Annotated in this window: 9 protein-coding genes and 1 other RNA gene; 1 reads left to right on the top strand and 9 read right to left on the bottom strand. The window is 40.0% G+C overall.

Going from position 1 to position 12667, the window contains the following annotated elements:
• Positions 1-33: 33 nt before the first annotated feature.
• From ssrS to thrC, 6 genes are all read right to left on the bottom strand, one after another.
• Positions 34-242, bottom strand: a non-coding RNA gene (ssrS, locus tag T356_RS20730) — 6S RNA.
• A 115-nt stretch (positions 243-357) separates the two neighbouring features.
• Positions 358-1221 (bottom strand): CPBP family intramembrane glutamic endopeptidase, encoded by an 864-nt coding sequence (locus T356_RS0102540; RefSeq protein WP_026513146.1) that lies wholly within the window; start codon positions 1219-1221, stop codon positions 358-360.
• 40 nt (positions 1222-1261) lie between these two features.
• Complete coding sequence (locus T356_RS0102535; protein ID WP_035780210.1) at positions 1262-3085, bottom strand: aminopeptidase P family protein; 1824 nt, start codon at positions 3083-3085, stop codon at positions 1262-1264.
• A 92-nt stretch (positions 3086-3177) separates the two neighbouring features.
• Complete coding sequence (gene deoC, locus T356_RS0102530) at positions 3178-3837, bottom strand: deoxyribose-phosphate aldolase (protein ID WP_026513144.1); 660 nt, start codon at positions 3835-3837, stop codon at positions 3178-3180.
• A 14-nt stretch (positions 3838-3851) separates the two neighbouring features.
• Complete coding sequence (locus T356_RS0102525; RefSeq protein WP_026513143.1) at positions 3852-5225, bottom strand: citrate/2-methylcitrate synthase; 1374 nt, start codon at positions 5223-5225, stop codon at positions 3852-3854.
• A 36-nt stretch (positions 5226-5261) separates the two neighbouring features.
• Positions 5262-6755 (bottom strand): threonine synthase, encoded by a 1494-nt coding sequence (thrC, locus tag T356_RS0102520; protein WP_026513142.1) that lies wholly within the window; start codon positions 6753-6755, stop codon positions 5262-5264.
• A 107-nt stretch (positions 6756-6862) separates the two neighbouring features.
• Between thrC and T356_RS0102515 the strand changes: the two genes are divergently transcribed.
• Positions 6863-7663 carry a hypothetical protein gene (locus T356_RS0102515; protein WP_026513141.1) on the top strand — a complete coding sequence of 267 codons (801 nt, stop codon included), beginning with the start codon at positions 6863-6865 and terminating at the stop codon, positions 7661-7663.
• A 27-nt stretch (positions 7664-7690) separates the two neighbouring features.
• On the opposite strand, the gene T356_RS18105 is transcribed toward T356_RS0102515, so the two are convergent.
• Genes T356_RS18105 through T356_RS0102500 form a run of 3 tightly spaced genes read right to left on the bottom strand, consistent with a single transcriptional unit; the run spans position 7691 to position 12664 of the window.
• A complete protein-coding gene (locus tag T356_RS18105; RefSeq protein ID WP_051563098.1) occupies positions 7691-9997 on the bottom strand; it encodes a glycosyltransferase in 2307 nt (768 codons plus the stop codon).
• On the bottom strand, positions 9987-11219 hold the full coding sequence (locus tag T356_RS0102505; RefSeq protein WP_026513140.1) for an alginate O-acetyltransferase AlgX-related protein: 1233 nt from the start codon (positions 11217-11219) through the stop codon (positions 9987-9989). Before T356_RS0102505 ends, T356_RS18105 begins: the two co-directional genes overlap by 11 nt.
• A 14-nt stretch (positions 11220-11233) precedes the next feature.
• On the bottom strand, positions 11234-12664 hold the full coding sequence (locus T356_RS0102500; RefSeq protein WP_026513139.1) for an MBOAT family O-acyltransferase: 1431 nt from the start codon (positions 12662-12664) through the stop codon (positions 11234-11236).
• Between the last annotated feature and the right edge of the window lie 3 nt (positions 12665-12667).

Here is a 12667-nt window from a genome sequence, read left to right as displayed (position 1 = left end):
AGCCATAAAACATATGACTGCTTTTATTCCCAAAATTATCCCAAAATGCCGGTTCCTGTTATTTGACTCCTAGCTAATGCCAGGTGGGTTACCGCAACTGATATGCCTGTCTTCCTCTCCCATAGCTTTGTCTGCGCATGCGCAGGGCCGAAGGCGTGACATTTATACCAATGATGTAGGAGTCCCGTTTAAAGTAATGTAGGTTCAAATTACACAGGAATTGTCGGACACCCCAGGAGAACTACCTGATGTAGTTCTTTGTTAGTTCTAATATAATCCATACATGCGCATTTTTCAAGGGTTTACGCGTGATTTAAGAGTATTTTCACATATAACTTATATTTATAAAACGTATATTTACAGTTCCTTTTCAAGATCTATCTTTGGATCCTTCTTGGATTTTTCACATATTTGTGCTTTTGGAATTACAAGGAATAATCCCACACAGCTAACAACAAGTATAACAGCCATTCCGGCAACACCTATCTTATCATAGACATATCCGCCAAGGCCATTATGTAATGCATGTCCGAAAATAGTAGGAATTACAGAATTAAACTTATATGCGACGTAACCAAAAATCAATCCAAGTGGAATTGTATATATTCCCTGAACAATATTACCATGGACCACTCCAAAACAGATACAGCTCATTATCATACATCCGATAATTCCAAACGCCTGCTTTGTTTTCTTCATTGCAACTCCTCGAAGAGTAAGTTCCTCCGACAAAGGCGCTCCAATAACAACCGCTATTAAACCAAGCGCATTGTCATCCATCCCGCCTATCATATTGCTCAGATTTTCTACTTCACTCGGAATAACCAGGCCCATTATCCAATATAAGACATAAACAAGACTCGTTCCTGCCAAAAACAAAAGAAGAGCAAATAATATGTTAAATTTATCGGAAAACTTTTTTACTACAGGCTCATATGTACCGGCTTTTTTCTCTTTTTTTACAAAGCCAAAATAATACCATATCGCCATCACGGTAACAGAGAGTACTTCTCCAACAAACTGCGCGTTTGCCATAACCCCTTCTTTTTGGTACATGTATTCCATTAAGCTCGCGCCATCCGTCAATCCCTCTTCAATAGCCGCTTTGACCATTGCCGGAATAAGTATTATACACTGCCCGATTGTCAAAACCACAAAAAATACAATTATTGCAAGTGCTACAAACAATAATGCCTTAACCTTACCGGTTTTCTGCTCCATACTATCCTCCTGATGATTGTGTCTGATTTATAAGTATTACTTATATTTCTCTTGTTGCATCCTTGAGCCATGCTTTGACATTTTCATCCTCAATAAGAGGTGAGATCCTGTCATAAACTGCCTTGTGATATTCATTGAGCAGTTTGACCGCATCAGGCTTCATGTATTTCTTATCAATTGCCTCAAGGTCAATGGGCACATATGTGAGATGATCAAATCCATAGAATTTACCATACTCATTCTCATTGCGGCTCACAACCTCAACAATATTCTCTATGCGTATTCCGTGGCTTCCCTCGATATATACGCCGGGTTCATCGGAAACTATCATACCTGGCTTAAGAAGAGCTTCGCTCGCACCCTCTGCATATTTCCATCTGATTCCCTGAGGTCCCTCGTGAACATTGAGCATATATCCTATGCCGTGTCCGGTTCCGTGGTTATAGTCAATTCCTATATCCCACAATGCCCTTCTGGCATATATATCAACGTTTCTTCCCGTGCATCCGTCCTTAAAAACAGCATCTGCAAGTTCAAGCATTCCGGACACGGTTGCTGTATAGTGCTTCTTAATCTCATCTGAGATCTCTCCGACAACGATAGTCCTCGTAACATCGGTTGTTCCGCCCATGTATGTTGCGCCGGAATCAACAAGTAGCATGCCCTGTGGCTTAACTTCAGCGGCATTATCTTCAGTAGCCTCATAATGCGCCATTGCTGCATTTGCATTGTATGCACTGATAGTCGGGAAAGACAATTCAATAAATCCCGGAATCTGTGCTCTCATGCCGTCGAGTTTCATTGCAGCGGAGTACTCAGTCATAGGAATCTTACCGACATTTTCTTTTACCCAGTAAATAAACTCAGTAAGTTTAGCACTGTCTTTCAGATATACCTCACGGATATTCTTAAGCTCAGTCTCGTTCTTAACAGCCTTCATAAGCTCTGTGGGATCTTTTTTGTCCACAGTCTCAAATCCGGCAGCCTTAGCCTTGTCGGACAACAGCTTGAACGTGAGATAATTTGTATTTCTCTTGTCAAAAAGAACATTTCCCGTAAATACAAGCTCCGACATATACTCGGCATATTCTGCATATTCTTTCAGGACAATGTCATTTTTTTCGCAATATGCACGAACTTCATCCGTAACTTCTTCTTTCTGCACAAAGAGAATGAACATATCATCTGTTATTATTGCATAAGAAAGTGCCACAGGATTGCATTCAACATCATTTCCGCGAAGATTTGTAAGCCACATAATATCATCAAGCTTGGACAAAAGATGCATCGATGTTCCGTACTTCTTCATCTTGGCTCTCACATCATTAAGCTTTTCCTTAAAAGACTTACCGCAGAGTTCATCGGACAAAACATACATATCATGGCAAGGAAGCGCCGGTCTGCCTGTCCATACTTCTTCCGCAAGATCTTTTCCAATCTTAAACTCTGCCTTTTTATTCTTGAGCCTTTTTTCAAGCTCCTCACCAATCTCTGCAGAAACCACTCTTCCGTCAAATCCGAGAACTTCGCCTAAGTTCATCTTATCTTCAAGATATTCATCGATGGAAGGAACGCCCTCTTCACCCATCTTATAAAGAATTACGCCTGTTCCTGCAAGCTGATTCTCAGCCTGAATAAAGTATCTGCCGTCTGTCCAGAGTCCCGCCTCTTTGTCGCTCACTACAAGTGTTCCGTTAGATCCGTCAAATCCGCAGAAATACTCTCTTGTCTTAAAAAAATCAGCCGCATACTCAGAATTATGAAAGTCGGATGTCGGGATCATGTAATAATCGATTCCGTTTTCCTTCATCTTCTTTCTAAGCTGCTCTAATCTGTTTTTTATTATTTTATTCTCTGTTTCCATATCTGCTTCTTCCTATAAATCACGACTACTCACAATCTGTAAGCGCATAGCGCAAATGACTGTGAGTAGTATATAAAAATCATTTACAATTATTAAAGTCCGTACTTCTTAACAATAAGAGGTACAACCTTTGAAGAACCGATTCTGCTGCATCCTGCCTCTGCATATGCCACAGCATCCTCGATTGTGCGGATTCCGCCTGCTGCCTTGATCTTAACATCAGGGCCGATATTCTTCTTAAAGAGTTCAATGTCTTCAAGAGTCGCACCGGCGCTTCCGAATCCTGTTGAAGTCTTGATATAGTCAGCTTTTACTTCAGTAACAATCTTGCAGAGTTCTTTCTTCTCATCCTCTGTAAGATAGCATGTCTCGATGATAACTTTAAGAAGCTTATCTCCGCATGCCTTTCTGATCTCTTCAAGTTCCTTCTTTACTTCGTCATATCTGTGATTCTTTACATCACTAACGTTAACAACGGTATCGATTTCCTCTGCTCCGTCCTTAATGGCTTCCTGTGCCTCTACAACCTTAGCCGCTGTGCAGCTGTAGCCGAGAGGGAATCCGATAACAGTACAAAGCTTAAGGTTATCGCCGTACTTATCATGTGTTCTCTTCAAGTATGTCGGCGGTATGCAAACCGTCGCTGTTTTGTACTTAACTGCCTCGTCGCAAAGACTTACAATGTCTTCCCATGTTGCATCTGCCTGAAGCTGAGTGTGGTCAATAAGTTTTATAATTTCTTTCTCGTCCATATTGAACCCCTTTCTTAATCTCTGTCCTTCATATCCATATAGCCCTTTCTGGGCTCGATTGCCATATATGCAGGACGAATAATTTTGCCTTTGTTGGCAAGCTCTTCCATTCTATGAGCACTCCAACCGACAATTCTTGCCATAGCAAATATTGTCGGATAAAGTTCCTCAGGAAGTCCTAACATACGATATACAAATCCTGAATAGAAGTCAACATTAGCACTTACACCTTTGTACATAGTGCGTTCTCCGCTTATGATCTGCGGTGCAAGTTTCTCTACGAGCTCATACAACTTGAGTTCGTCCTCGCGGCCTTTTTCTATAGCAAGTTTCTCTACAAAGCTCTTTAATACCAATGCTCTCGGGTCCGACTTGGAATAGATGGCATGTCCGATACCGTAAATAAGTCCCGCCTTATCAAAGGCCTCCTTGTTAAGTATCTTTCTTAAATATGCTTCAACCTCCGCCTCGTCTTTCCAATCTTTGACATTTGCTTCAATATCATCAAACATGTGCACAACCTTGATATTGGCACCACCGTGTCTGGGTCCCTTAAGAGAACCGATTGCAGCTGCGATAACCGAGTATGTATCAGTCATACTTGAGCTTACGACATGTGTTGTAAAAGATGAATTGTTACCACCGCCGTGTTCCATATGAAGCACCAGACAGATATCAAGAAGTTTTGCCTCAAGCTCTGTATATTTGCTGTCAGGTCTTAGCAGATACAGTATTGTCTCTGCTGTAGACAGCTCTTCAAGAGGAGGATGAATAAAAAGTGTCTTTCCCTCGTGATAATGATTATAAGCCTGATATCCGTATATAGACAAAAGTGGGAACAAGCTTATAAGCTGAAGGCTCTGTCTGAGCACATTAGGAAGTGATGTATCATCCGCAAGGTCATCATAAGAATAAAGAGTAAGGACACTGCGGGCAAGGGTATTCATCATATCCCTGCTCGGAGCCTTCATGATTATATCTCTTACAAAGCTTGTGGGAAGGCTTCTGTAAAATCCGAGAAGCCTGTTAAAATCGTTTAACTCGCTTTTATTGGGAAGCTTATCAAAAAGAAGCAGATAAGCGCATTCTTCAAAAGCAAATCTGTTATCATCCGATGCTGCCTTTATGAGTTTCTTTACATCATAACCTCTAAAATACAGCTCGCCGTCCTTGGGAATACTCTTCCCATCTTTTTCTTCTTTGGCAACAATTTCCGAAATACGTGTGAGACCTGTAAGTACGCCTTTTCCGTTTAAATCTCGAAGTCCTCTTTTTACGTCATACTTGACAAAAAGCTCATTCTCTATCTGATCAGCAGCTTCTGACAGTCTGGCTAGCTCAACAATCTCAGGTGTGTTTTCAGAGTAAATATTTTTTCCGTTTTCCATCCGCACCTCCGTTTAAGCAATTATTTTAGTATTTTATCAAAGACCGAGGAACTCTTTTACGGCGCCTTCCATTTCAGTCTTATCTACAACTTTCTTGTGTCTGATCTCAGCGGTTCTGATAGATGATACCGCTTCAGGGATCTTGACACCGGATACCTTTGAGAGCTCGTCTGCAAGTTCGAAATCTCCCTTAGAATCATCCCCTTTACCAAGAGCATTCATAACGCTTCTTGTAAACTTGAAGGGGCTTGCCGTTGAAGCAATAACAGTAGGTGTCTTATCACCTGTCTCCTCCGTATACTTGTTGTAAACAGAGCTTGCAACAGCAGTATGCGTATCCATAAGATAACCTGTCTTCTCAAAAATATTCTTGATGGTATCGAATGTATCCTGCTCTGATGCATATCCACCATAGAAATCAACAAGCTTGTTCTTCATATCATCTGTTATCTCATATTTTCCGTCCTTAGAGAGCTTACTCATATACTCTGCATCAACTCCGGCATTATCGCCTGAGATATGATAGATGAGTCTCTCAAGATTTGAAGAAATGAGAATATCCATTGAAGGTGAAGCTGTAAGAACAAATTCACGATTTCTGTCATATTCTCCCGTCTTAAAGAAGTCGAAAAGGACCTTATTTGAGTTTGATGCGCAGATAAGCTTTCCGATGGGCACACCCATATTTTTTGCATAATATGCTGCAAGGATATTTCCGAAGTTACCTGTCGGAACTACAACATTAATGGGATCACCGTCTGCGATTCTTCCCTCTTTCAAAAGCTTTGCATATGAATATACATAATAAACAATCTGAGGAACCAAACGTCCGATATTGATCGAGTTTGCAGATGAAAACTGGAATCCCTTCTCATCCATCTCTTTTGCAAGCTTATCATCTGTAAAGAGCTTCTTTACTCCTGTCTGAGCATCGTCGAAGTTTCCTTCGATACCGATAACACATGTATTGTCACCCTTCTGTGTTACCATCTGCTGTTCCTGAATAGGGCTAACGCCGTGCTTAGGATAAAAGACAATAATCCTTGTGCCCGGAACATCAGCAAATCCTGCAAGAGCAGCCTTTCCAGTATCTCCGCTTGTAGCTGTAAGAATAACGATCTCATTCTTTGCATTATTCTTCTTTGCAGCAGTTGTCATGAGATATGGAAGAATTGAAAGTGCCATATCTTTAAAAGCAATAGTTGCGCCGTGGTACAGTTCCAGATAAAAAGCACCGTCTGCTTCTGAAATCGGAGCTATCTCCTTTGTATCGAACTTAGAATCATATGCATGTGAAATGCAATATTTAAGCTCTTCTTCTGTATAGTCGGTAAGAAGAAGTCTCATTACCTCATATGCAGTACCCTGATAGTCAAGCTGCGCAATCTCTCTTAATGTTTTCTCAAGATGCGGTATATGATCGGGGACATATAATCCTCCGTCCGGTGCAAGTCCTCTGAGAATTGCTTCTGAAGCCTTAATATTGCCCTGCGCCCCTCTGGTGCTACTGTACAAAACTTCCTTTGCCATTGCTTTTACTCCTCTTTTATTGATACAATATTTATAAATAAATGATTTAAGGACAAATTATATAGAGCCCTTAAGTTAAAATTATAACATACAAACAGGTGGATTGTGTGAAAAAAAATAATTCTATCGGAGTTTACGAGACAACATTAAAGGACGGAACGCCATCCTTCAGAGCTTCCATAACATACCTCGGAAAACATATCGCACTCGGCTCTTTCCCAAGCCGGAAGGACGCTTCCAAGGTTTACCGCGAAGCAAAAAGAGTGTTAACCCGTTCATCTATAGATATTGAATCGTACACTCAAAGCATGACTCTTCCCTTCGAAAAATTTATTTCACTAATAAATTACCGTGATAAAGGGATATATATTTCGAATCCGATTTATTTGGAAAAAAAATATTTTACTTATTATCTTTCAAAAGATGAAAAATTAAAATTCGACATCGACGATCTCTTCTACTATTCCTCTCACAAAATAATGCGAAGAGGCTCTCATCTGTTTGTCGCCGACTACGGAAGCCAATTATCGGTACTCCAGCGATATGGCATAAACAGCTACTCCGTAAAAGGGCGCGATTATCGCTTTGCAAATGACGATTCAAGCGATCTTAGATATGAGAATATAATCATCCTCAACAGATACCGCGGAGTAAGGCAGTTTGCAGAAAAAGGTTTTATCAGATACAAAGCTGTCATCCATGTAAAAAGCAACTATGTAATCGGCAAATACAACAGCGAAGCCGAAGCAGCGATCGCATATAACAAAGCTGCCGATATTCTCATTAAAAACGGCATAAAAAAGAACTTCTCCATAAATTATGTAGAAGATCTCACTCCGTCTCAATATGCCGATATTTATCACAAAACAAAGATTTCGGACAAAATATATGGGCTGAAGGTTCAGTGACCTTCAGCCCTTTTTGCCGAGTACGTTTTATACGTAATTCATTTCATCGAATACAACAAGCCTCTGCTTTTCATATTCTTTTTTCTTCCTGTCTTTTTCGATCTGTTCAACCTTTGCCTCGCCTCTTGCGATCACATTGTTCTCAACAACGAAATCAAGGAATTTCTTGTATTTCTCTTTATCCTTTATTATCTCCTGCATGTTATCGATTGTATAAATGCAGTTTTCTCCGCGGCTCTTAAACTGGAAGCTAAGATCAAAGATAATATCGTCAAAGAGCTTTACCTTCATTTTCTTGGGTCCCTTCGCAATTGAAAGGTTTACGCAAGCATAGTTGAAGTTCTTGATATGTATCTTATTCTCCTCATCTCCCACGATGGTTGCATCGTAGTTAAGAAGAACTCTGGGATAGATTCTTTTCTGAAATGAAGGAGGATCAAGTCTCTTCTTGGTATTAAGCATAATATCGTCGTAACTTCCACTGTTCTTGATAATCTCCGAAGGAAGCGGCGGAATTCTGTTGAATACAATATTAAGCCAGTCGTTATAGCTTTCCTTGTAATCAATAATCTCCATTGCGTAACGCCACTTGTTCTTGTTTCTCTTTACATATACGAGTTTTGCAAGAACGTCGGTATTGCAGTTCTCCCAGTTAAGGCTGATAGGTATCATAGCCTCCTCGTTGATATAGTATGGCTTATCAAACTGAACCGAAAGTCCTTCCTCTGAAATATCAACTGTGATTCCCTGAATCTCATCACCGTCAACAGTAAATGTGCAGGGAACTTCAAGAGGAATTCTCTCTGTTCTTCTGTAAGCAACACGTCCGTCAATGAAAAGAACCGCCATTACCATATAGTAAAGGTTCATGACCATCCAGAACAAAACTACACCGGGTCCAAAAGATGAACTGTCGAATATAACCGCAGCACATCTAAATATTCCGAAAACCGAAAGTCCGATAAGAAGAAGGAAAGGAACCATATAGAGCTCATAATGCTGCTTACCGCTGAGCTGGTTCTTTGCCGTAACCTTGAACTTCTTAAGTGTAATTCCGAAAGTCTCCAATGTTATGGGAAGGAGCATATAAGGGAACATAATTGTCTCATATATGCCCGTCCACTTGTTAGAGCGGACATTTCCTGAGAGCTGGCTCAAAGCCAGGTTTGAAGTCAGGTACATCGGAAGCCAGAATGCCAATACCTGCGGAAGGGTACATTTAAATATAGTAAATCCGAATACCGCATACAGGATAGGAGATATCATGTATACAAGTCTTTTAACCGGTGAATACCAATACCAAATTGATGCCCAATAATTTAATTTTTGAGAAAGAGAAAGATCTTTCGCAGTGTATATGTGCATCTTTCTTCCGGTTGCTATAACGCCTCGTCCCCAACGAATACGCTGCTGGATGAGGTTGGGAATATCTGTAGGCGAAAGACCCGAAGCCAAAGGATCGCTGGTTCCAAGGCAGACAAAACCTGCTCTCTGAATCAGGATACCTGTAGCAAAGTCCTCTGTAATAGCCTCTGTATAAAATCCTCCAATGCTCTCAAGAGCTTCCCTTGCAATAATAGTGTTCGAGCCACCATAAATAACACTGTTACTCTTAGTTCTGGCAGCCTGAATATCCTTGTAGAAATAATCCTGCTCGTTCGGAATTCTGTTCTCAGAGAAAAGATTAAACTGGAACAGGTCAGGATTGTAAAAGTTCTGAGGAGACTGGATAAAGCCGATCTTTACCTTATCTTCCTCACTCTTTCCTTCGTTCTTCATCTCAGCGTCAACAAGATACGGCACAAGCTGCATCAAGAACCTCTTCTGAGGGATCATATCCGCGTCGAAAGTAACAACGTAAGGAGATGTCGAATGTGCAAGCGCATGGTTAAGGTTACCTGCCTTAGCACCGATATTATTGGCACGCTTAAGGTAGTTTACACCCATTCTTCCCGCAAGCTCTTCCATCTCAGGTCTTCTGTTATCATCACAGAGATAGATATGGACCTTACTCTTATCGGGATAATCCATGTTCTTACAACCGTTTATAGTCTTATACAAGAGCTCCGGCTCCTCACTGTATGTTGAGATATAAACATCAATGTGAGGAAATCTTTCCAAAGGAACATCGGGAACCTTGTAATTGTGATCGGTATGCATGTTCGTAAAGTGAACAAATGCTTCCACCATTCCAAGTGCTTCAAATATCAGGAGAATAATACCGCAAACTACCGACAATGCGCCGGCTCTGAACGGGATTGTGAAAAATATTCTCCAGAACAGATACAGCACGGAAAAAAATGTATTTATCCAAAAGCAAATTTTAATCTTCATAATTATTATCTCCACGGAAGAATTTGAAAGCATCTTCTTCAATGTTATGAGGATAATACTCAACTATAAGGTAATCGTATTTTTCCCCGTTCTCATACTGCTGTTTAATATATTCACCTACGTTCATGTCATCCATTTTTTCCAAAGACCATATAGCATCGATCTTACTGCACATAGGTGCCATAAACGGAATAACAGGTCCAAAATATGAATCTCTGACCATCAATACGCTTGGTCCGTTAGGATTATCAAGATTCTCAATATTTTCAAGGTTTGTAACCTGATCCACATAAAGTGAATACTGTGAATCAACGTAATAGTCGATACCGGGCTTAAGAACCTCCATATTCAAAAGTGTCTCTGAATATGGTCCTTCCAAAGTCTCTTTATCGTCCATTATGTAAGTTCTCTTATAATGACCGTCAAAAGTAGGAAGATATGCTGTAAAATCTTCAAGACCTGAATAAACTATGCCTGTACTTCTTCCCATTGATCCAAGCATCTGGCCTTTATATTCCTGCTTAGTATATGCTTCATCAGAAAGATAAAATCCTGTAGGATCAAGATTTGCACCATACAGATTATTAAGCTCATCGACCATTACCTTTGTACAATAAAAAGCTGCCGGAACAGTCCAGTGATGGTCAGTCTTAAAAAATGCCTGGTCATAGGGAATATCCTTATTTGGAATATATTCACCAAGGTTTATGTTTGGTACTCCAAGTCTGTTGAGATAGATCATCATCTCAAGAGTATCCTCAGTAGGATCGTTTACAGGCATACCCATTGAAAAGTCAGAATACTGTCTGTTGTACTTTGAAGGAGCCATAACAAAAAGTACCTTTGTTCCGTATTTCTCAACATAATTCTGAAGCTTCTTAACTCTAAGAGCACACTCAAAGATATTCTTTTCTTCATCACGATAAAATGCCGAATAGTAAAGGAATCCATTATTATCTTTTACATAACTAAAGTCATTAAACTCTTTTTTGCCCAATGCTTTCTGTGTAAAACCGTATGTCTCAACGAGCTCGGTCTTACCGTAGATTTTATCCTTCATAAGCTCATCATATTCTGACGGGAGCTTCGTCGGTTCATTGGCATGTTTCTCTGTTTCTTTTATAAAAGAATCTTTATTGGTATAAATATTTACGGCACTAAACGAAAACATAGCCACAAGGAAAACTACCGCAAATATTCTTTTTTTTACGAAATATTTCATCTCGGCGCCTTTCCTTAAAAGTTAAAGTAAATAAACGGATTGTAACTTCCGATAACAAGGTAACTTACACTGATCACGATCATGATCGACATAAGTACCGGATAAGCAATCGAATATACCTTATGAATTGCTGAGTCCTCATGTGCATGGAACCACTTATTCATCATAGGAATAACAGGTGTTGCAAAAAGAATACCAAAAATAATTATCGGTAAGTATTCTCTGACAAACATAAATGCTGTCGCACTCAGAATTCCGTTATTGTTACATCCGAACATATTAAGGTAAAAACGTCCGGCCTGATAAATATCATCTGCTCTGAAAAGTACCCACTGGAAATTAACTATCAGCAAAGTATATAAATGCTTTAAAAATGTGTTGTGCACACGGTTGTCAAAGTCCAAAAGTCTCTCAAGAAGCTGAAGTACAAAGAAGAACATTCCCCATAAGATAAATGTCCAGTTTGCACCGTGCCAAATACCTGTAAGAAGCCATACGATTGCAAGGTTTCTTACCATTGTATCTCTGTTTGCAACTCTGTTTCCTCCGAGAGGAATATATACATACTCTCTGAACCAGTCTGTCAAAGAGATGTGCCAACGCTTCCAGAACTCAGAAACAGATCCTGCAATATAAGGATAGTTAAAGTTCTCCTTGAACTTAAATCCAAAACAAAGTCCAAGTCCGATCGCCATATCTGAATATGCAGAGAAGTCATAATAAAGCTGCAATGAATAAGCAATCGATCCAAGCCATGCAAGTGTGGCGGGAACAGGGAGCTTATCCGTACCGATACGTGACCAGTTAAATACTTCATCAGCGATTATTCCAAAATTGTTTGCAAGAATTATCTTCTTGCCTACACCAACCGCAAAACGCGACAGTCCGAGAGAAATCTTATCAAGACTACTCTTTCTGTCTCTGATCTGCTCTGCAATCGAGTTGTACTGTACGATAGGTCCCGCAATAAGCTGAGGGAAGAAAGCAACATAAAGTCCCACATAGAATGGGTTCTCTGCTTTGGTTGTTCCTCTGTACACGTCAACAACATATGAGAGCGCCTGGAATGTGAAGAATGAAATACCGATAGGAAGCGGAAGATTAACATCCGGGAAAATCTTCACCGCGCTATTCACAATTCCAACTACAAATCCAAGGTATTTAAATACAAAGAGTACCGAAATATTTCCGATTATCGAAAAAACAAGTAATCCTTTTCTTACCTTAACATCTTCAAGCTTTTCAATAATAATCGCTATTATACTGTTAAACAGTATCGAGCCTATCATAAGGAATACATAAACCGGCTCTCCCCATGCATAGAACAAAAGGCTGGCCAACAACAGCCACACATTCTGCGCTGTTCTAGAAAAAGAGAGCAAATAATATCCCAGAAATACAATCGGGAAGAAATACACCAAAAAAGGTATGCTGGAAAATAACATTCT

The sequence above is a fragment of the Butyrivibrio sp. LB2008 genome, assembly GCF_000621565.1.
In the GTDB taxonomy this organism is placed as follows: domain Bacteria; phylum Bacillota; class Clostridia; order Lachnospirales; family Lachnospiraceae; genus Butyrivibrio.
The sequence above is the reverse complement of the archived record's forward strand: the minus strand, read 5'-3'. Positions and strand labels throughout refer to the sequence as shown.